Genomic DNA, 20,917 nt, shown 5'->3' on the forward strand with positions numbered 1-20,917 from the left:
CTTCCGATGCAAAAAAAGCAGCCTGCGGGCTGCTTTTTTGTTGCCTGCGATTTGTGCTTTGAGCACTCTTCACTCGTCGTTTTTTATGCGACGCAGCCTTCGCTAGCTCATGAGTCTTTATGCCAGCCATCGACCATCCACTGATAGACCAGTTCCTCGACGCCCTGTGGCTGGAGAAGGGGCTCTCCGATAACACCCGCGGCGCCTATCGCAGCGACCTGGCCTTGTTCAATGGCTGGTTGCAGGAACAGAACCTGGAATTGATCAACGCCGGAAGGGAATTGATCCTCGACCATCTGGCGTGGCGTTTGGAGCAGAACTATAAACCCCGCTCTACCGCCAGATTTCTTTCCGGGTTGCGTGGCTTCTATCGCTATTTGCTGAGGGAAAAAGTGATTGCGGTGGACCCGACCTTGCGCGTGGAAATGCCGCAACTGGGCCGTCCGCTGCCAAAATCCCTGTCGGAAGCGGACGTGGAAGCATTGCTGGCGGCCCCCGACCTCAGTGACCCCATCGGCAAGCGCGACCGAGCGATGCTGGAAGTGCTGTATGCCTGTGGTTTGCGGGTCACCGAATTGATCAGCCTGACACTTGAGCAAGTGAACCTGCGCCAGGGCGTGCTGCGGGTGATGGGCAAGGGCAGCAAGGAACGCCTGGTGCCCATGGGCGAGGAAGCGATCGTCTGGGTCGAGCGCTACATGCGCGATGCGCGTCATGACCTGCTGGGTGGGCGTCCCAGCGATGTGCTGTTTCCGAGCCTGCGCGGCGAGCAGATGACCCGCCAGACTTTCTGGCACCGCATCAAGCACCAGGCCAAGGTGGCGGGAATCAATAAATCGCTGTCCCCCCACACCTTGCGCCATGCCTTCGCCACGCACCTGCTCAATCATGGCGCTGATCTGCGGGTAGTACAGATGTTGCTGGGGCATAGCGACCTGTCCACCACCCAGATCTACACCCACGTGGCTCGGGCGCGGTTGCAGGACCTGCACGCCAAGCATCATCCCCGCGGCTGAAGAAGAACCCCACAGATAAGCGCTCGCCATTGCCTTGCATCACCGGCATTCGGCCACGCCAGCCTTATGTGGTAGGCTTTCCCGGTTTGCACGGTGGGCGGCTGGAACCCGAATCTGCGGGTCGTTGGTTCCCGTCCCATTTGTTCGCCTCAGGAGTCCTCATGCGTTTGATCCAGATGTTCACCGCCGCCGCCATTGCGTTGGCCAGCACCTTTGCCATCGCCGACGACGCGGCTGACCAGGCTATCCGCAAGAGCCTGGCCAACCTCGAGCTCGAAGTGCCGATCGAAGCCATCTCTGCCAGTCCCATGTCCGGGCTCTATGAAGTCAAGCTCAAGGGCAGCCGCGTGCTGTACGCCAGCGCCGACGGCCAGTACATCGTCCAGGGCAACCTGTTCACGCTCAAGGACGGCAAGCCGGTCAATCTCACCGAGATCACCGAACGCCACGGCATTTCGAAGTTGATCAACGGCATCCCGGTCGCCGAAACCGTCGTCTATCCAGCGGTCGGCGAAACCAAGTCGCACATCACCGTGTTCACCGACACCACCTGTCCTTATTGCCACAAGCTGCACGCTGAAGTGCCCGAGCTCAACAAGCGCGGCATCGAAGTGCGTTATGTAGCGTTCCCGCGCCAGGGTCTGGGCTCGCCGGGTGACGAGCAGTTGCAGGCGGTCTGGTGTTCCAAGGACAAGAAAGCAGCCATGGACAAGATGGTCGACGGCAAGGAGATCAAGTCCGCCAAGTGCGAGAATCCGGTTTCCAAACAGTTCGCCCTCGGCCAGTCCATCGGCGTCAACGGTACGCCGGCCATCGTTTTGGCGGACGGCCAGGTGATTCCGGGCTATCAGCCGGCGCCGCAAGTCGCCAAACTGGCTTTGGACGCAAAATGACCTGCGTCGATCCGCTTTTGAAGATCACGGCTCGGCGAAAACGTTCGTCGGGCCGTTAAACACAAAGTCGCGTTGCTGCGCGGCTGTATTTCACGGCCGACCTTGCGTCGGCCGTTTCATGGGGAGTCAAGAGTGAATCCGGTCAAAGTAGGCATCTGTGGGTTAGGTACCGTCGGTGGCGGCACCTTCAACGTACTTCAGCGCAACGCCGAGGAAATTGCTCGTCGTGCCGGGCGTGGAATCGAAGTGGCACAAATTGCCATGCGCACGCCAAAGCCTCAGTTCCAGACGACCGGTATTGCGATTACCAACGATGTCTTCGAAGTGGCCACGAACCCTGAGATCGACATCGTAATAGAGCTGATGGGCGGCTATACCGTTGCCCGAGAGCTGGTACTCAAGGCCATCGAGAATGGCAAGCATGTGGTCACCGCGAACAAGGCGCTTATCGCCGTTCACGGTAATGAAATCTTCGCCAAGGCACGAGAGAAAGGCGTGATCGTGGCGTTCGAAGCCGCCGTGGCGGGTGGCATCCCAGTGATCAAGGCGATTCGCGAAGGCCTGTCGGCCAACCGTATCAACTGGCTTGCGGGAATCATCAACGGCACCGGCAACTTCATCCTCACCGAGATGCGCGAGAAAGGTCGCACCTTCGAGGACGTCCTCACCGAGGCCCAGGCCCTGGGTTATGCCGAGGCGGATCCAACCTTCGACGTGGAGGGCATCGACGCGGCGCACAAGCTGACGATCCTGGCTTCCATCGCCTTTGGTATACCGCTGCAATTCGACAAGGCCTACACCGAAGGCATCACCAAGCTGACCACCGCTGACGTGAACTATGCCGAAGCCTTGGGCTACCGCATTAAACACCTGGGCGTGGCGCGCAGCACCGCCAGCGGCATCGAATTGCGCGTACACCCGACGCTGATCCCGGCCGACCGCCTGATCGCCAACGTCAACGGTGTGATGAACGCAGTGATGGTCAATGGTGATGCCTCCGGGTCGACGCTGTTCTACGGGGCTGGCGCGGGCATGGAGCCGACTGCATCGTCGGTGATCGCCGACCTGGTGGATGTGGTTCGCGCGATGACCTCGGATCCAGAGAACCGAGTGCCGCACCTGGCCTTCCAGCCGGATTCGCTGTCGGCCCATCCGATTCTTCCGATCGATGCTTGCGAAAGTGCCTACTACTTGCGTATCCAGGCCAAGGACCATCCTGGCGTGTTGGCCCAGGTGGCGAGCATTCTTTCGGAGCGCGGCATCAACATCGAGTCGATCATGCAGAAGGAAGTCGAGGAACATGATGGCCTGGTGCCGATGATCCTGCTGACCCATCGCGTGGTCGAGCAGCGCATCAACGATGCGATTGCGGCATTGGAGGCGCTCCAGGGGGTCGTTGGCCCAGTGGTCCGTATCCGCGTCGAACATTTGAACTAATTTAGCGGCAAGCTATAAGCTGCAAGCTGCAAGTAAAAGCCGAACCGCTTTTCACTTGTAGCTTGCAGCTTGAGGCTTGAAGCTCAAACCGAAGGTTTGCCCCTATGCGCTATATCAGCACCCGCGGCCAGGCACCGGCCCTGAATTTCGAAGATGTCCTGCTGGCCGGCCTGGCCACGGATGGCGGTCTTTATGTGCCGGAGAACCTGCCACGTTTCACCCAGGAAGAGATTGCCTCCTGGGCCGGCCTGCCGTACCACGAGCTGGCTTTCCGGGTCATGCGCCCGTTTGTTGCCGGCAGCATTCCGGACGCCGATTTCAAAAAGATTCTGGAAGAGACCTATGGGGTCTTTTCCCACAATGCCATCGCACCGTTGCGCCAGCTAAACGGTAACGAATGGGTCATGGAGCTGTTCCACGGTCCGACCCTGGCGTTCAAGGATTTCGCCCTGCAGCTGCTCGGCCGCCTGTTGGACTACGTGTTGCAAAAGCGTGGCGAGCGCGTGGTGATCGTCGGCGCAACGTCCGGCGACACCGGCTCGGCCGCGATCGAAGGCTGCAAGCATTGCGAGCACGTCGATATTTTCATCCTGCACCCGCACAACCGCGTCTCGGAAGTGCAGCGTCGGCAGATGACGACGATCTTCGGCGACAACATCCACAACATCGCCATCGAAGGCAACTTCGATGACTGCCAGGAAATGGTCAAGGCCAGTTTCGCCGACCAGAGCTTCCTCAAGGGCACCCGGCTGGTGGCGGTGAACTCGATCAACTGGGCGCGGATCATGGCCCAGATCGTCTACTACTTCCACGCGGCGCTGCAGTTGGGCGGCCCGGCCCGTTCGGTGGCGTTCTCGGTGCCTACCGGCAACTTCGGCGATATTTTCGCCGGTTACCTGGCGCGCAACATGGGCCTGCCGATCAACCAATTGATCGTCGCCACCAACCGCAACGACATCCTGCATCGCTTCATGAGCGGTAACCAGTACGTCAAGGAAACCCTGCACGCCACGCTGTCACCTTCGATGGACATCATGGTGTCGTCGAACTTCGAGCGCCTGTTGTTCGACTTGCACGGTCGCAATGGCGCCGCGATTGCCGGCCTGATGGACAGCTTCCGCCAGGGTGGCGGTTTCAGCGTCGAAGCCGAGCGCTGGACCGAAGCCCGCAAGCTGTTCGACTCCCTTGCAGTGGATGACGCACAGACCTGCGAAACCATCGCCGAGGTGTTCGAGCAGAGCGGTGAGCTGCTCGACCCACACACCGCCATTGGCGTGAGAGCTGCACGCGAGTGCCGCCGCAGCCTGGATACCCCGATGGTCGTCCTGGGCACCGCACACCCGGTCAAGTTTCCGGAAGCCGTGGAGAAAGCTGGCGTAGGAAAAGCGCTTGAACTGCCTGCACATCTTTCGGATTTGTTTGAGCGAAACGAGCGTTGCACGGTGTTGCCCAATGACTTGAAAGCCGTGCAGGCCTTTGTCAGCCAGCATGGCAACCGCGGCAAGCCTCTCTGATAGCTGGAAGTTGTCACATTTTGAAGCCCGTCTCCTGACGGGCTTTCTTGTTTCTGCATGCCAAACTGGCCGGGTTTCCGCCCTTGGAGGGACGGGCGGGTAATCTCGAAGGAAGTGCAGATGTTGTTCTTTATACGTTGCAAACCAGTGATGAGCTGGATGATGGGCCTGGTGTTTTTGTTTGGGGCGCCATGGGGAGGCGCGGCCCAGTTGGCGGCCTCTGGCAAGCCACCGTTCGAATCCAGCGGACGGATCGCGCTCGATGCCCAGGAGCTGAAGTGGATCAGCGAGAACCCTCGCGTCGTCGTCGCCTCGATGCAGTTCCCGTTGTACCTGTTCAAAAATGAACGTGGGCAATGGAACGGGCTGAACGACGATATTCTCCGGCGTATCGAGCACATGACCGGACTTGAATTCGTTCATCGGGAGTCGTTCTCTCCCGATCAATTAATGGCCCTGTTGGAAAAAGGCGAGGCCGACATGACGACTACCCTGGCGATGAATGACGAGCGCAGGGAGTTCTTGAGTTTCAGCCACGCGTTCGGAGGTTCCGGCTGGGTCTTCGTCGGACGTGACGCAGAGCCCGCACTTCGTTCGCTGGAGCAACTCGAAGGCAAGGTGCTGGTGTTGCCGGCACGGCATGCGTTGGAGTCGGAGATCAGGCGCAATCATCCAGCCATCGAGTTGCGCACGGTCAAGACGTACGGTGAAGCTCGGGCGCTGGTGGAAAGCGGTGAAGCCTACGCCACCATTGAAAATGAAACCGGCGCGCACCTGTACCCTGCGGGGCAGCTGCAAGTAGGAAGCAATCTCGAAGGCAAGTGGGAGCCCGACTATCTGGCTGTGCGCCAAGACCTTCGGCCATTGTTAAGCATCCTGAACAAGGCGCTGGAAGCGTTCCCCGCCGAAGAGATGCGAGCGCTGCGCTCGAAGTGGCTGACAGGCATCGCTCCCCATCCGTCACCGTCTTCCTGGTTGTACATCAAACAGTGGGGCTACTGGTGTGTGGTCGTGTTCGGGGTGTTTGGCCTGTTGTCCCTGCTGTCGCTGTTATGGAACCGACGCCTGCAGGTCCAGATTGATCAACGGCTCAAGGTCGAGGCCGTACTCAATGACCAACTGAAGTTCCAGCGAGCCCTGATGGACGCGATCCCCGATCCGATCTTCATTCGCGACCTGGAAGGTCGCCTGATCATGTGCAACAAAAGTTATGAGGATCAGTTCGAGACTCGCTTCGAGAAGCTGCTGGGCACGCGCCTGACCGATTCCGCGACGTTTCCAGCAGCAACCGCCGAATTGTTGCACGGCGAGTTGATGGAGCAGCTGCAAACCCGCCAGCCGCGTTTTGTGGACCGCCAACTGATGTTCAGCGGTGGCTTGCGGGACATCTATCACTGGTCAGTGCCGTTCTATGGGGCCGATGGTCAGTTGCGCGGTCTGCTGGGAGGGTGGATCGATGTTGGGCATCGTTGGCGCCGCAACCGCTTCCTGGCTTGATGATGGCCGTGCCTGTTGCCAACCTGTCATATTGGGCGCGCATGCTCGGTTGAACACGCTGCAAAAGTGTCGGTTCGTTGCGCTGGCAGAACTTTAGGCCATGGCCCACGGTCACTTAATGTGCAGTTGTTTTCTCGGACTATTGAAGGGTGATCGAATGGAAAGTATCAGCCTGTTGCTGAATGAAGCCTTGAGCCCGTATCAGGTCACGCTCACTCCCTCCGGTGCCAAGGGTGAATGCCTGGTAACGCTGAAAAACCCCACGGGGGCCATCATGGTCGAGCGGGTGTTCAACCAGGCCCAGCTGGCCGACAAGCGCCAGCTCACCGACGTGGTCGATGGCCTGCACCGCGATGTACTGATCGCCGAAGGCCGCCTGGAGCCCTGCGTGATCGCGGCTTTGCGTAATCTGGCAGGGGACAAGGCCATGGCTGTCCCTAATTGAGCGACGGTTTGAGGGAACCTTCCTACGTCCCTGTGAGTCAGACCTTTTACCAACAAGAGCGAGCATTGTGCTCCGGTGCTTGTCGCTTGTTGCACGGACCTTGAATGGTCACGTTTAACCCCGAGTTGTCTCCCCACTTCTCGGGGTTTCTTTTTGCCTGGCGTTCAGGGCTTGGCTCGTTCTATCCCGCCAAGGGGCATCGCTCCCACAGTTACAGATCTGACAACGTGCTTTAGCTGCTTATCTCAAATAGCACCATCGGCCCGCAGTTTGGCGATCCGCTGCGCATCGTAGCCCAGCTCGCCGAGTACCTGTGCCGTGTGCTCACCCAGCGCCGGCCCGACCCATTCGGATGTGCCCGGCGTGTCCGACAGTTTCGGTACGATGCCCGGCATCTTGAACGCCTTGCCGTCCGGCAGCTTGGCCTGCAAGAACATTTCCCGGGCGAGAAACTGCGGGTCGCTGAACATGTCTTCGGCGCTGAAGATCCGGCTGGCCGGTACTCCGGCCTGGTTCAGTTGGTCGATGACAGCCTCCAGCGGCAGTGAGTTGACCCAGCGATCAATCACGCCATACAGCTCGTCGCGGCGACTGTCGCGTCCATCGTTGCCGGCCAGTTGCGGGTCGTTGGCCAGGTCGTCGCGGCCGATGATCTGCATGAAGCGCTTGAAGATTGCGTCACCGTTAGCGCCGATCTGCACGTGCTTGCCGTCGGCACTGGTGTGGATGGATGACGGGGTGATGCCGGGCATGATATTGCCGGTGCGCTCGCGGATGAAGCCGAACACATCGAACTCCGGCACCATGCTTTCCATCATGGCGAAGATCGCCTCGTACAGCGCCACGTCCACCACTTGTCCGGTCCCGCCATTTACCTCGCGGTGACGCAAGGCCATCAGTGCGCCGATCACGCCCCAGAGTGCGGCAATGGAGTCGCCGATTGAAATTCCGGTTCGCACTGGCGGACGATCCTCGAAACCGGTGATGTAGCGCAGGCCGCCCATGGATTCGCCGACGGCGCCAAACCCCGGTTGATCCTTCAACGGCCCGGTCTGGCCGAAACCGGAGAGCCGCACCATGACCAGTTTAGGGTTCAGCGCGTGCAATACGTCCCAGCCCAGACCGAGCTTTTCCAGCACGCCCGGGCGAAAATTCTCGATCAGGATGTCCGCTTCGCCGATCAGCTGTTTCAGGATCGACAGGCCTTCGGGGTGCTTGAGGTTCAGAGTCAGGGACTTTTTGTTGCGTGCCTGGACGAACCACCACAAGGACGTGCCTTCATACAGCTTGCGCCATTTGCGCAGCGGATCGCCGCCGTCGGGGGATTCGACCTTGATCACCTCGGCACCGAATTCACCGCAGATCCGCGAGGCGAAAGGGCCGGCGATCAAGGTGCCGAGTTCAATGACTTTGACGCCGGCAAGGGGTTTGGCAGTAAGCGACATGACGAATCCTGTAGGACAAAGGCAGAACGAATAGAGCGTTTTATCATAGGCCAACGCCTGTCGCCGCAGGTTGATGGTCGGCAATTCGTGGATTGGCCGCCTCATCGGTTAGACTTGCCGACTTTCCTCGTATCAAGAAGCCCGTTCATGGCCCAGCCGTCCACGACCTACAAATTCGAACTGAACCTCACCGACCTCGACCGCAGTGTGTATGAGAGCGTGAAGCAGACCATCGCCCGCCATCCTTCGGAAACCGAGGAACGCATGACCGTGCGCTTGTTGGCCTACGCGTTCTGGTACAACGAGCTGCTGGCGTTTGGTCGTGGCCTGGCAGACGTCGATGAACCTGCCCTGTGGGAAAAAAGCCTGGATGACCGTGTCCTGCATTGGATCGAAGTCGGCCAGCCGGATGCCGAACGCCTGACGTGGTGCTCGCGTCGTACCGAGCGCACCAGCCTGCTGGCCTATGGCAGCCTGCGTGTCTGGGAGGGCAAGGTGATTCCAGCCGTGAAGACCCTGAAAAACGTGAACATCGCCGCCGTGCCCCAGGAAGTCCTCGAAACCCTGGCCAAGGACATGCCCCGCGTCATCAAGTGGGACGTGATGATCAGCGAAGGGACCATTTTCGTGACCGACGACCGTGGCCAGCATGAAGTCCAGTTGCAATGGTTGCTGGGTGAGCGTGGTTGAGCCATTGACAAGTATTGAGTGAACTCATTGTGGCGAGGGAGCTTGCTCCCGCTTGGGTGCGCAGCGCCCACAATCAAGGGGGCCGCTACGCAGCCCAGCGGGAGCAAGCTCCCTCGCCACGGTCCAGGACCAAAAAGTAGAGAAATGTCCGTCCCCCATGCGCATAGAACCCCGCCAACTCCCCGACACCCTGCCGTTCCTTGGTGACCTGCCGCCCTTGTTGACTCGCCTCTATGCCGCTCGAGGCGTGCAATCGGCGGCTGAGCTGGACAAAAGCCTGGCGCGCCTGATTCCCTACCAGCAGCTCAAGGGGATCGATGCGGCGGTGGATCTGTTGGTGGCGGCGCTCGAGCAACGCCAGCGGATCCTGATTGTCGGCGACTTCGACGCCGACGGCGCGACGGCCAGTGCCGTGGGTGTGTTGGGCCTGCGGCTGCTGGGCGCGGCTCATGTCGATTACCTGGTGCCCAATCGCTTCGAATACGGCTATGGCTTGACGCCGGAGATCGTCGAAGTCGCCCTGACACGCGAGCCACAGTTACTGATCACCGTGGACAATGGCATTTCCAGCGTGGAAGGCGTGGCGGCGGCCAAGGCGGCGGGCCTGAAGGTGCTGGTTACCGATCACCACTTGCCTGGGTTGGAGTTGCCGCAGGCCGATGCAATCGTCAACCCGAACCAGCCGGGCTGCGAATTCCCAAGCAAGGCTTTGGCGGGCGTCGGGGTGATTTTTTATGTACTGATGGCGCTGCGGGCGCGCCTGCGCGGCCTGGGCTGGTATGCCAGCACGCCCCAGCCGAACATTGGTGAGTTGCTTGACCTGGTGGCGCTGGGCAGCGTGGCCGACGTGGTGCCCCTGGACGCCAACAACCGGATCCTGGTTCACCAGGGTCTGGAGCGTATTCGCGCTGGCCGCGCGCGTCCCGGGATCAAGGCCATCCTGGAAGTGGCCAAGCGCGATCCGTCGCGCATCACCTCCACGGACCTGGGTTTCATCGTCGGTCCACGACTGAATGCGGCGGGACGCCTGGACGATATGAGCCTGGGCATCGAATGCCTGCTGACCGCCGACCCAACGCTGGCCCGTGAGATGGCGGCCCAGCTGGACGGCATGAACCAGGATCGCAAATCCATTGAGCAGGGCATGCAGCGTGAAGCCCTGGCTCAGCTCAAGGACCTGCCGGTGGAGTCGATGCCGTTCGGCTTGTGTCTGTTCGACCCGCAATGGCACCAAGGCGTGATCGGTATCCTCGCCTCGCGCATGAAGGAGCGTTATTTCCGTCCGACCATCGCTTTCGCCGATGCCGGCGACGGTCTTCTGAAGGGCTCCGGTCGTTCGGTGCCGGGCTTCCATATCCGCGATGCCCTGAGTGTCGTTGCGGCACAGCATCCAACCCTCATCAGCAAATACGGCGGCCACGCCATGGCGGCGGGGCTGACATTGCCCGAGGCGAATTTTCCGTTGTTCGCCGAGGCATTCGACGCTGAAGTACGTAGGCAACTGCGTGAGGAGGACCTGACTGGACGACTGCTGTCGGACGGCACCCTGGCGGTCGAGGAATTCCATCTGGAACTGGCCCGGGCACTGCGCCATGCGGGACCGTGGGGCCAGCATTTCCCGGAGCCAGTGTTCCACGGTGTTTTCCAGTTGGTCGAGCAGCGAGTGGTGGGCGAACGTCACTTGAAGGTTGTTCTCAAAAGTGAGTGCGGCTCGCTGAAGCTCGATGGCATCGCCTTTGGCATCGACCGTGAGATCTGGCCGAACCCGACTGTGCGCTGGGTGGAACTGGCCTACAAGCTTGACCTCAACGAGTTTCGTGGCCAGGAAACGGTGCAACTGATGATCGCCCATATCGAGCCGCGATAGCAGAACCCAAGCGAAACCTGTGGCGAGGGAGCAAGCTCGCTTGCCACAAGACCCAGGCAAACAGCTTGGCCGCCCAGGGTCGGTTTTTGGAATCGGAACCCTCCCTTCTTCGAAGTTGTCGACTAGTCTCTAAGCACTGCTTGATAGCCCTTGTGACGTCTTGTCGGATTTTTTGCCCGCGGGGGCGGGTGTTGTACCTTTTTGTCACTCGTCGACTTTTCAAACAGAACCCTGGAGCCTGCCCACTGATTCGAGAGGTGCCCCATGAGTCTGCTGCTGGAACCCTATACCCTTCGCCAATTGACCCTTCCCAATCGCATCGCGGTTTCGCCGATGTGCCAATACTCGAGCGTCGATGGCCTGGCCAACGACTGGCACCTGGTACACCTTGGCAGTCGCGCCGTGGGCGGCGCCGGGCTGGTGTTCACCGAAGCCACCGCAGTCACCGCGGACGGCCGTATCACCGCCCAGGACCTTGGGTTGTGGAACGATGAGCAAATCCCGGCGCTGCAACGCATCACCCGTTTCATCACCGCCCAAGGGGCCGTCCCCGGCATCCAGCTGGCGCACGCAGGTCGCAAGGCAAGTACCTGGCGGCCCTGGTTGGGCAAGCATGGCAGCGTCAAGCCGGAGGACGGCGGCTGGGTCCCGGTCGGTCCTTCGCCAATCGCCTTCGACCCACAACACACCCAGCCGATGCAATTGGACGAGGGGCAGATCGCTGGCGTGATCCAGGCATTCGTGGACGCGGCCAAGCGTGCCCTGACCGCAGGCTTCAAGGTGGTCGAGGTCCATGCGGCCCACGGTTACCTGCTGCATCAGTTCCTGTCGCCCTTGAGCAACCAGCGCCGCGATCAATACGGCGGGTCGTTCGAAAACCGTATCCGGCTGGTGCTGCAAGTGACTGAAGCGGTGAGGGCGGTGTGGCCAGAAGAACTACCGGTGTTCGTTCGCGTCTCCGCCACCGACTGGGTCGAAGACGGTTGGAACCCGGACGAAACCGTGGAACTGGCGCGACGATTCAGGATGTTGGGGGTGGACTTGATTGACGTGTCGTCGGGCGGAACCGCCGCGAATGCGGAAATTCCCACCGGCCCGGGTTATCAGACCCGCTTCGCCGAGCGGGTACGCAAGGAGTCGGAAATTGCCACCGGCACCGTGGGCATGATTACCGAGCCGGCCCAGGCCGAGCACATCCTACGCACCTGCCAGGCCGATATCATCTTCCTCGCCCGGGAATTGTTGCGCGATCCGTATTGGGCCTTGCATGCCGATGATGACTTGGGTGGGCGCAAGGCCACTTGGCCGGCGCAGTACCAGCGAGCGACGCATCGGGACCAGCCGATCCATGAGTCGGATCTGCGGGACTGAATTGGCGATGAAACAAAAAGCCCCGGTCATTGGCCGGGGCTTTTCGTTTTTTGTTTATCGGGTGTCCAGAGTTGGTTCAGGGATACTTACGCCGATCCGGCGCCGGCGGGAAATACTGGTACAGCCAGGTCTCGCTCAACGTGCGGTCCTTGGAACGCAGGAAGAGCCGCATCTCTACCGGGTCCACGCGATCGTCGGTCGGGTACCAGTCGAAAGTAATGCGGTAGCCCTTGATCGCGTCCAGTACCAACAAGTTGAAGTCCTTGACCTCGCCGTGGGAGCAGGTCACGACCGGTTCGATACCGGTGCCCGGTGGCAACTGGTCGAGGCCACCGCCGGTGAAGTCCACGGCAAAGCGCCGCGCCCAGACGGTCGGGTAATGCTCGCCGGGTGCCCAGCCTTCGATGAAGCCGCCCATGCCGGAGCGGGTGGCATCGACACGCGCCAGGTCGGTGCTCACGGGTGGCAAGGCACTCCAGTAGAGCTTGTAGCCGTAATTCAGCGAATCACCGGCGGCGACGGGTTTTTTCGGGGTCCAGAACGCGACGATGTTATCCAGGGTTTCGCCGGTTGTAGGAATTTCCAACAGATCGACTGAGCCTTCTCCCCATGCGGTCTTAGGCTCGACCCACAGGCTCGGACGTTTGCTGTACCAATCCACGGTGTCCTGGTAGCTGTCGAAGTCATGGTCGGTCTGCACCAGCCCGAAGCCTTTCGGATTCTTGTCGGCGAACGCGTTGAATTGCAGGGTGGCGGGGTTGTTCAGCGGGCGGCAGACCCATTCGCCGTTGCCGCGCCACATGGCCAGCCGGTCGGAGTCGTGGATTTGCGGGTGAATGGTGTCGCACATGCGCCGCTCGACCGTGCCGCAGCTGAACATGCTGGTCATCGGCGCGATGCCCAGTTGCTCAATGGCGGTACGGGCATGGATGTGCGCATCGATTTCCATGACGACCCGGGTCGGCTGGCAATCGATATCGAAACGATAGGCGCCGGTGGCGCTGGGCGAGTCGAGCAGGGCGTAGACCACGAAACGGGTGCTGTTCTTGTCCGGGGTTTCGAACCAGAACTTGGTGAAATCCGGAAACTCCTCGCGCTTCTTCGCATAGGTGTCGATGGCCAGGCCCCGGGCCGACAGCCCGTACTGGCCGCTGGCATCGACGGCGCGGAAATAGCTGGCCCCCAGGAATGAAACGATGTCGTGCCGGTCCAGCTCCGGTGCCTTGAACACCCGGAAACCCGCGAAGCCCAGGTCACCCGTCAATTGCGAGGTATTGACCGTGGTCTTTTCGTAGTTGAACAGCTCCGGGCGGAAATGCACCTCACGGGCCATACGCGTCTTTGGGTCGACGCTGTACATGCGAACCGGTTGCTTGAAACCCATGCCGACATGGAAGAACTGTGCGTCCAATTGCCCGTCCAGCTCATTCCACAGGGAGTGGTTGGCGTCGTACCGGATGGCATTGAACTGCAGCGGCGACATCTGGGCCAGGGTCGGTGGCAGGACTTGCTTGGTGTCGACGTAGCGGCTCTCGGCCAGCCGCCGCGCCTGATCCTTCAGCCCTTTGAAATCGAAGGGACGGGCTTCGCCGTCGGCGGTCTGGTCAGCGGCCCAGGCGCGTGCGGCCATGAGTCCCGACGCCGATAGCCCGGTGTAGGCGGCGAAGGCCATGGAGGCCTTGAGCAAATTCCTGCGGTGCATAAATACAACCTTAATCAAAGCAATCCCGAGCCGATCCTGGCAACAGAGATTGAAAAAGGAGTTCGGACATGCCTTTGGCCAAACGCGACGAACGTAAGAACAGATACCTGAGAGCTGGATCGGTTCACCGAGGCGCAAAATCATAGGGGAAATGCGAGCTTGGAGAGACAGGAAAGCGTGACCTGGTCAAAATTTCTTACAGTTATTTCCTTTTTTATGAACATTTTGGGTTTTTTTGACTAATTACTCTAAAACTCCCTTTTCACCCGATGAATCCTCCCTATTCTTGAGTGTGAAGGACGATGTAACCGGTTCACCGGGCGCTATCAGGTCAACTCGACGTAACAGAAGGACAAGTCATGACGAAAATACAGGGCCTTACCGAAATGCTGGGAGTCTTCCCGGGCCTGATCAACGCGCGCAAGAAACGCCGGCTCAGCCGGGAAGAATTGAGATTGGTCGAACGGTACCGGGAGCTGTCGGAAAGCGACCGGATCGCCATGCGCTACCTGCTGGATGCGATGCGCAGTGTTTCGCGGTTTTGAATACCGATGGAGATCGGCGGCTGGGTCGGGACGTGTTAGTCGGCGTTACTGCTCTGACCAGTCCTGGGGGCGCTCGGTGCGCTGGTGCAATACTCGCAGGACCTGCAGTTGCCCATGCAAGAGTCGGTAAGGCGCAAAAAACGGATAGCGCGTCAGCACCAGCTCTCGGATATCGGGAGCAGGTGAGGGACGACCCGAGCCAGGAAAACGCTGCAGTTGCTGCAACGTTCCAAGGATCGTGAGGACGACCTCATCAGCATCGTCCGGGCCGATAGCGTGGGAGTAATATTCATGGATCGAGTCGAGGTCACTCTGTGCTTTGTCGGTCAGTACGATGCTCGGCACGCTTTGCCCACTTAGCCTTCACGGCGTCCAGGTCGGTCAGATGTCCAGCATCGGCATCCGCCATGCCTTCGCTGATCGCTTGCAGATGCCACGATTCGGCTTCCACATATCGAACCAATGCACGCTTGAGGTGATATTGACGGTCGCGGTCGGTGGCGGCAGCCAGCAAGTCCAATTGCTGGGCCAGACCTTCTTCGACACGAAAGGACAAAACGGGCGAGGCCATGGTTCATCTCCTGGATGTATACATTGTAGACACCCTAGGCGCTGCCAGAATCTCCGTCAACCGGCGGCGTGCACCGATCGACGAAAACCTTAGCAGGACGAACGCGGGGCAGGCATGGGCATGTGTTGCCAACGTTGTCTCTACATCAGTGCTTGAACATCACATGCCGCACCACCGTGTAATCCTCCAACCCATACATGGACATGTCCTTGCCGTAGCCAGAACGTTTCTGACCGCCATGGGGCATTTCGCTGACCAGCATGAAGTGGGTATTCACCCAGGTGCAGCCGTATTGCAGCCGCGCCGAGAGGCGATGGGCGCGGCCGATGTCGGTGGTCCATACCGATGAGGCCAGTCCGTAGTCCGAATCGTTGGCCCAGGCCAACACTTGCGCTTCATCAAGGAACGGCGTGACGGACACCACCGGGCCGAAGACTTCGCGCCGGACGATTTCGTCATCCTGCTGGGCATCGGCCAGCACTGTCGGTTCGAAAAAGAAACCGTTGCCTTCTACCGCCTTGCCCCCGGTGACCAGGCGGATGTGGGGCTGGGCAATGGCTCGCTCGACGAAGGCGGCCACTCGGTCACGATGCTGGGCAGTGATCAGCGGCCCCATCTCGGTGTCGGGCTCGTTCTGCAGACCGTACTTGATGCTGGCGACGGCGGCGCCGAGTTTCTCGACAAACTTGTCGTAGATGCCTTGCTGGGCGTAGATGCGGCAAGCGGCGGTGCAATCCTGGCCAGCGTTATAGAAGCCGAAGGTGCGGATGCCTTCCACCGCAGCGTCGATGTCGGCATCATCGAAAATGATCACCGGGGCCTTGCCGCCCAACTCCATGTGCATGCGTTTGACGCTGTCGGCGGTACTGGAAATGATGTTCGAGCCAGTGGCGATGGAGCCTGTGAGGGATACCATGCGCACTTTCGGGTGGGTGACCAGCGGGTTGCCCACGGTTTGCCCGCGGCCGAAGATCACGTTGAGCACGCCCGCCGGAAATATCTCTGATGCCAATTCCGCCATGCGCAACGCTGTCAGCGGCGTCTGCTCCGACGGCTTGAGCACCACCGTGTTGCCGGCGGCCAGGGCGGGGGCGATTTTCCAGGCAACCATCATCAACGGGTAATTCCACGGTGCGATGGACGCGATGACGCCCACCGGGTCGCGACGGATCATCGAGGTGTGGCCCGGCAGGTATTCGCCGCCCGCCGAGCCGTTCATGCAGCGACTGGCGCCGGCAAAGAAGCGGAACACGTCGGCGATTGCCGGGATTTCGTCGTTCAGCGCGGCGTTGAACGGTTTGCCGCAGTTATCCGATTCCAGTTTCGCCAGTTCCTCGCCATGGGTCTCGATGGCGTCCGCCAGCTTGAGCAGCAACAGGGAACGGTCCTTGGGCGGCACCTGCGACCAGGATTCGAAGGCGTTATCGGCAGCGCGGACCGCGGCATCGACCTGGGCCTCGCTGGCTTCGTTGATTTCCACCAGCACCCGGCCCAGGGCCGGATTGAAAACGGCCTGGCCAGGGCCCTCGCCGTTGACGAGGTGGCCGTTGATAAGCAGTTTGGTTTGCATGTCCATGTCCTCTTGAACGTTAGTGCTTTTCTGTGGGAGCGAGCCTGCTCGCGAAGGCGTCCTTGCAGCCGACATCTGTGTTGAGCGCTGGTCAGTCATCGCGAGCAGGCTCGCTCCCACAGGGGATATTCATTTTGGCGGCGAATCTATTTCCCACCGCTCCCCGCCACGCTTTCGCCACCACGGGTCAGGTAATACGCGCCGAGGATCGGCAACATCGTGACCAACATCACCAGCATCGCCACCACATTGGTTACTGGGACGTCGCGAGGGCGGCTGAGCTGGTTGAGCAGCCAGAGCGGCAAGGTGCGCTCGTGGCCGGCGGTGAAGGTGGTGACGATGATTTCATCGAACGACAAGGCAAACGCCAGCATCCCGCCGGCCAGCAGGGCCGATCCCAGGTTGGGCAGGACGATGTAGCGAAAGGTCTGCCAGCCGTCGGCGCCCAGGTCCATCGAGGCTTCGATCAGACTATGGGACGTGCGGCGCAGGCGGGCGATGACGTTGTTGTAGACGATCACCACGCAGAAGGTTGCGTGGCCGACGATGATGGTGAACATCCCCGGCTCGATGCCCAGGCTCTTGAAGGTCGCCAAGAGCGCAATGCCGGTGATGATCCCCGGTAGGGCAATCGGCAGGATCAACATCAGCGAAATGCCTTGTTTGCCGAAGAAGTCCCGGCGATACAGCGCCGCCGAGGCCAGGGTGCCGAGCACCATGGCGATCAGCGTGGCGACAGCCGCCACTTGCAACGACAACTTGATCGCTTCCAGCACGTCCGGGCGCGAAAAGGCCACGCTAAACCATTTCAACGTCAGGCCCTTGGGCGGGAAGCTGAACGCGGCGTCTTCGGTGTTGAAGGCATAAAGGAAGATGATCAGGATCGGGAAGTGCAGGAACACCAGCCCGCCCCATGCCGCGATGCGCAGGCCCCATGACGCTCGAGAGTCAGAGTGCATCGAAAGCCCCCAGTCGCTTGACGATGGAAAGATAGATGGCGATCAGCACGATGGGCACCAGCGTGAATGCCGCGGCCATGGGCATGTTGCCGATGGCGCCTTGCTGGGCGTAGACCATGCTGCCGACGAAGTAGCCCGGCGGGCCCACCAGTTGCGGCACGATGAAATCCCCCAGGGTCAGCGAGAAGGTGAAGATCGAGCCGGCCGCGATGCCTGGGACCGACAGCGGCAGGATCACTTGCATGAATGTCTGGTGTGGACGGGCGCCCAGGTCCGCCGAGGCCTGCAGCAGCGATGGCGGCAGGCGTTCGAGGGATGCCTGGATCGGCAGGATCATGAACGGCAGCCAGATGTAGACGAACACCAGGAAGCGCCCCAAGTGCGATGTGGACAACGTGCTGCCGCCCACGCCGGGAATCTCCAGCGCCCATTGCAGCAGCGGCCCCAGGCCCAGGTGCTGGACGAACCATTGCGCCACGCCGCCTTTGGCCAGCAACAGCGTCCAGGCATAAGCCTTGACGATATAGCTGGCCCACATCGGCAGCATCACCGCGATGTAGAAGAACGCCTTGGTCTTGCCGCTGGTGTGGCGCGCCATGTAATAGGCAATCGGGAACGCAACCAGGGCGCTCGCGATGGACACGGCAATCGCCATGGTCAGGGTGCGAGCGATGATGTCGAAATTCGATGGCTGAAACAGTGCTGAAAAATTCGCCAGGGTCAGGTCCGGCGTGACCGCCATGGTGAAGTCGTCGAAAGTGTAGAAGCCCTGCCAGAGCAGGGTCAGCAACGAACCCAGGTAGATCGCGCCGAACCAGATCAGCGGAGGCACCAGCAGCATCGACAGATACAGATTCGGTCGTCGGTACAGCAGATTCGAAAAGCGCCGCAACGCCGAGCCGTGCGTCGCTGTTTGAGTCATGGCCAGGGTGCTCATCTCAGACCTCGCTGCCGACGGTGTCGTGCAGGGCAACCATCGCCTCGCGGGCCCAGCGCACGGCCAGGTGCTGGCCGGCCTGATGCCGGGTGCCGTTGTCGCTCCACTGGGTGTTGGCCTGGCTGAGGCTCAGGGTCTGGCCGTTTTCCAGCTTCAATTCGTAGCGTGTCGCGCTGCCTTGGTACTGGATGTCATGGAGCAGGCCATTGACCTCTATTTCATGACTCGCCAGCGGTCCTTCGGCAAAACGCACGTGTTCCGGACGAATCGAGAACGGCTGTGGATAACCGCTCAGTTGTCGCGCCAGTTCGCCGCGGATCACGTTGGAGGTGCCGACGAATTCGGCAACGAAGGTAGTGGCCGGTTTCATGTACAGGTTGCGCGGCGTATCGACCTGTTCAATGCGGCCCTTGTTGAACACCGCCACGCGATCGGACATCGACAACGCTTCGGTCTGGTCATGAGTAACGAAAATGAAGGTGATGCCCAGCTGCCGTTGCAGCTTCTTCAGTTCGCCTTGCATCTGTTCACGCAGCTTCAAGTCGAGGGCGCCCAGCGGCTCGTCCAGCAACAATACCCGTGGGCGATTGACCAACGCACGGGCCAGGGCGACACGCTGGCGCTGGCCGCCGGAAAGTTGCACCGGCTTGCGCTCGCCGTAGCCGCCCAGGGCTACCATCTCCAAGGCTTCGTCGGCGCGCTTGATGCGCTCGGCCTTGGCGACGCCTTTGACTTTCAAGCCATAGGCCACGTTGTCGCGCACATTCATATGGGGGAACAGGGCGTAGTCCTGGAAAACCGTATTCACGTCCCGCTGGTAGGGCGCAAGACCCACGGCTTCTTCACCGTGGATACGGATCGAACCGGCGCTGGGTTGCTCGAAGCCTGCAATCAGCCGCAGGCAGGTGGTCTTGCCGGAGCCGGAAGGGCCCAGCATGGAGAAGAACTCGCCGTCCTGGATGTCGATGGAGACCCGATCGACGGCCTTCACATCGCCGAACTGACGGGACACATGGGTGAACTGGACTGCAAGTGTCATGGTGCGGGGCTCCACAAAACGGGGCGCTATGAATATTGAAATGCAATCCCGTGGCGAGGGAGCTTGCTCCCGCTGGCGGGCGAAGCACGCCCAAAACCGACCGATGCGGTCTTGCCTGTTTCACCGCATCGGCTGGTTTTGGGATGGCTGCGCCAACAGCGGGAGCAAGCTCCCTCGCCACGGAGATAGTGCGTTAACGCCCACCCATGATCGCTATGTAATCCTGGGTCCAGCGGCTGTACGGTACGAACTTGCCACCCTCGGCCTGGGGCGTTTTCCAGAAAGCGATCTTGTCGAACTGATCGAAACCGTTGGTTTTGCAACCTTCGGCGCCCAGCAGTTCGCTGCCTTTGCACGCCTCGGGCACGGCAGGCAAGGAGCCGAACCATGCGGCCACGTCACCCTGGACTTTCGGTTGCAGCGACCAATCCATCCACTTGTAGGCGCAGTTGGGGTGCTTGGCCTCGGCGTGCAGCATGGTGGTGTCGGCCCAGCCGGTGGCGCCTTCTTTGGGAATGGTCGAGGCGATTGGCTGTTTCTCGTTCATCAAACCGTTGACCTGATACGGCCAGGCGCCGGACGCCACCACGCCTTCGTTCTTGAAGTCGCTCATCTGCACGGTGGTGTCATGCCAGTAGCGGTGAATCAACGGTTGCTGGGCCCGTAGCAATTGGAGCACAGCCTTGTACTGGGTTTCGTCGAGCTGGTACGGGTCCTTGATACCCAGTTCAGGTTTGGCGGTCATGAGATAAAGCGCCGCGTCGGCGATGTAGATCGGGCCGTCGTAGGCTTGCACGCGCCCCTTGTTCGGCTTTCCGTCGGGCAGGTTCTGGGCTTCGAACAGCACGCTCCAACTGGTCGGTGCCTGCTTGAATACCTGGGTGTTGTACATCAACACGTTTGGGCCCCACTGGTAGGGCGTGCCGTAGGTCTGTTGATTAACCACATACCACGGCGCGTCTTTGAGGCGCGGGTCGAGGTTTTTCCAATTGGCGATCAGCGCGGTGTTGATCGGCTGCACGCGTTTGCCGGCAATCAGCCGCAACGAGGCATCGCCCGAAGCAGTGACGAGGTCATAGCCGCCCTTGCTCATCAGGCTGACCATTTCATCGGACGTGGCGGCGGTTTTGACGTTGACCTTGCAGCCGGTTTCCTTTTCGAAACCGGTGACCCAGTCATAGGCCTTGTCGCTTTCACCGCGTTCGATGTAGCCCGGCCAGGCGACGATATCCAATTGGCCTTCGCCGGCACCAATGGCCTTGAGCGGTTCGGCGGCCTGGACGCTGACGCTGGTCAGCAGCGCCGTGGTGATTGCACTGAGCAATACGGTCTTGTGCGCGTACATGGAAATCCCTCTTGCTTTAATTATGGTCGGGGCAGTTTTTTGAGAACGTGTCGCTGGTTATTGTTTTAGCTTAG

19 protein-coding genes are annotated in these 20,917 nt (G+C 60.4%); 10 read left to right on the forward strand and 9 right to left on the reverse strand.

The genetic code is table 11. The features are described 5' to 3' along the window. Positions 1-119 precede the first annotated feature (119 nt). The 6 genes from xerD (at position 120) to DOCECA_RS01830 (ending at position 6,802) form a co-directional block, all read left to right on the forward strand. Positions 120-1,016 carry a site-specific tyrosine recombinase XerD gene (gene xerD / locus DOCECA_RS01805; RefSeq protein ID WP_445571383.1) on the forward strand — a complete coding sequence of 299 codons (897 nt, stop codon included), beginning with the start codon at positions 120-122 and terminating at the stop codon, positions 1,014-1,016. Between the two features lie 161 nt (positions 1,017-1,177). Then, entirely contained in the window at positions 1,178-1,909 is a 732-nt protein-coding gene (locus tag DOCECA_RS01810; RefSeq protein WP_445571384.1) for a DsbC family protein, read from the forward strand. 132 nt (positions 1,910-2,041) lie between these two features. Beyond that, positions 2,042-3,346 (forward strand): homoserine dehydrogenase, encoded by a 1,305-nt coding sequence (locus DOCECA_RS01815; protein ID WP_420764183.1) that lies wholly within the window; start codon positions 2,042-2,044, stop codon positions 3,344-3,346. Positions 3,347-3,450: 104 nt separating this feature from the next. Further along, entirely contained in the window at positions 3,451-4,860 is a 1,410-nt protein-coding gene (gene thrC / locus DOCECA_RS01820; RefSeq protein WP_420764184.1) for a threonine synthase, read from the forward strand. A 120-nt stretch (positions 4,861-4,980) separates the two neighbouring features. Next, positions 4,981-6,357: a transporter substrate-binding domain-containing protein gene (locus tag DOCECA_RS01825; protein ID WP_434562475.1), complete on the forward strand. Its 1,377-nt coding sequence runs from the start codon at positions 4,981-4,983 to the stop codon at positions 6,355-6,357. A 157-nt stretch (positions 6,358-6,514) separates the two neighbouring features. Continuing rightward, complete coding sequence (locus DOCECA_RS01830) at positions 6,515-6,802, forward strand: DUF3509 domain-containing protein (RefSeq protein ID WP_420764186.1); 288 nt, start codon at positions 6,515-6,517, stop codon at positions 6,800-6,802. 245 nt (positions 6,803-7,047) lie between these two features. On the opposite strand, the gene DOCECA_RS01835 is transcribed toward DOCECA_RS01830, so the two are convergent. After that, entirely contained in the window at positions 7,048-8,247 is a 1,200-nt protein-coding gene (locus DOCECA_RS01835; RefSeq protein ID WP_445571385.1) for a CaiB/BaiF CoA transferase family protein, read from the reverse strand. Between the two features lie 147 nt (positions 8,248-8,394). Between DOCECA_RS01835 and DOCECA_RS01840 the strand changes: the two genes are divergently transcribed. The 3 genes from DOCECA_RS01840 to DOCECA_RS01850 all read left to right on the forward strand — a co-directional run bounded on the left by DOCECA_RS01840 (position 8,395) and on the right by DOCECA_RS01850 (position 12,175). Next, complete coding sequence (locus DOCECA_RS01840; RefSeq protein WP_434650079.1) at positions 8,395-8,937, forward strand: YaeQ family protein; 543 nt, start codon at positions 8,395-8,397, stop codon at positions 8,935-8,937. 157 nt (positions 8,938-9,094) lie between these two features. Next, entirely contained in the window at positions 9,095-10,804 is a 1,710-nt protein-coding gene (gene recJ / locus DOCECA_RS01845) for a single-stranded-DNA-specific exonuclease RecJ (protein ID WP_445571386.1), read from the forward strand. Positions 10,805-11,068: 264 nt separating this feature from the next. Then, the gene (locus DOCECA_RS01850) at positions 11,069-12,175 is read left to right on the forward strand and encodes an NADH:flavin oxidoreductase/NADH oxidase (protein WP_420764190.1); all 1,107 of its coding nucleotides are present in this window, start codon (positions 11,069-11,071) and stop codon (positions 12,173-12,175) included. Positions 12,176-12,251: 76 nt separating this feature from the next. Here the strand turns inward: DOCECA_RS01850 and DOCECA_RS01855 are convergent, their stop codons facing one another. Next, entirely contained in the window at positions 12,252-13,877 is a 1,626-nt protein-coding gene (locus DOCECA_RS01855) for a glucan biosynthesis protein D (RefSeq protein WP_445571387.1), read from the reverse strand. Positions 13,878-14,236: 359 nt separating this feature from the next. Here DOCECA_RS01855 and DOCECA_RS01860 point away from each other — a divergent pair, with 359 nt between their 5' ends. Beyond that, a complete protein-coding gene (locus DOCECA_RS01860) occupies positions 14,237-14,422 on the forward strand; it encodes a hypothetical protein (RefSeq protein WP_434562483.1) in 186 nt (61 codons plus the stop codon). 45 nt (positions 14,423-14,467) lie between these two features. Here the strand turns inward: DOCECA_RS01860 and DOCECA_RS01865 are convergent, their stop codons facing one another. From DOCECA_RS01865 to ydcS, 7 genes are all read right to left on the reverse strand, one after another. Further along, positions 14,468-14,767, reverse strand: a complete 300-nt coding sequence (locus DOCECA_RS01865; protein ID WP_445571388.1) for a type II toxin-antitoxin system RelE/ParE family toxin — start codon at positions 14,765-14,767, stop codon at positions 14,468-14,470. Further along, entirely contained in the window at positions 14,730-14,993 is a 264-nt protein-coding gene (locus DOCECA_RS01870) for a CopG family ribbon-helix-helix protein (RefSeq protein ID WP_420764194.1), read from the reverse strand. Before DOCECA_RS01870 ends, DOCECA_RS01865 begins: the two co-directional genes overlap by 38 nt. A gap of 145 nt (positions 14,994-15,138) precedes the next feature. Beyond that, positions 15,139-16,563, reverse strand: a complete 1,425-nt coding sequence (locus DOCECA_RS01875; protein WP_434562487.1) for a gamma-aminobutyraldehyde dehydrogenase — start codon at positions 16,561-16,563, stop codon at positions 15,139-15,141. Positions 16,564-16,709: 146 nt separating this feature from the next. After that, positions 16,710-17,522 (reverse strand): ABC transporter permease, encoded by an 813-nt coding sequence (locus DOCECA_RS01880; RefSeq protein WP_434609768.1) that lies wholly within the window; start codon positions 17,520-17,522, stop codon positions 16,710-16,712. Continuing rightward, on the reverse strand, positions 17,512-18,459 hold the full coding sequence (locus DOCECA_RS01885; RefSeq protein WP_420764197.1) for an ABC transporter permease: 948 nt from the start codon (positions 18,457-18,459) through the stop codon (positions 17,512-17,514). The genes DOCECA_RS01880 and DOCECA_RS01885 overlap by 11 nt, the downstream gene beginning before the upstream one ends. Before the next feature lies 1 nt (position 18,460). Next, the gene (locus DOCECA_RS01890) at positions 18,461-19,498 is read right to left on the reverse strand and encodes an ABC transporter ATP-binding protein (protein WP_434609772.1); all 1,038 of its coding nucleotides are present in this window, start codon (positions 19,496-19,498) and stop codon (positions 18,461-18,463) included. 193 nt (positions 19,499-19,691) lie between these two features. Continuing rightward, positions 19,692-20,843, reverse strand: a complete 1,152-nt coding sequence (gene ydcS / locus DOCECA_RS01895) for a putative ABC transporter substrate-binding protein YdcS (protein ID WP_420764199.1) — start codon at positions 20,841-20,843, stop codon at positions 19,692-19,694. Positions 20,844-20,917 lie beyond the last annotated feature (74 nt).

Source organism: Pseudomonas sp. E102, from assembly GCF_052660185.1.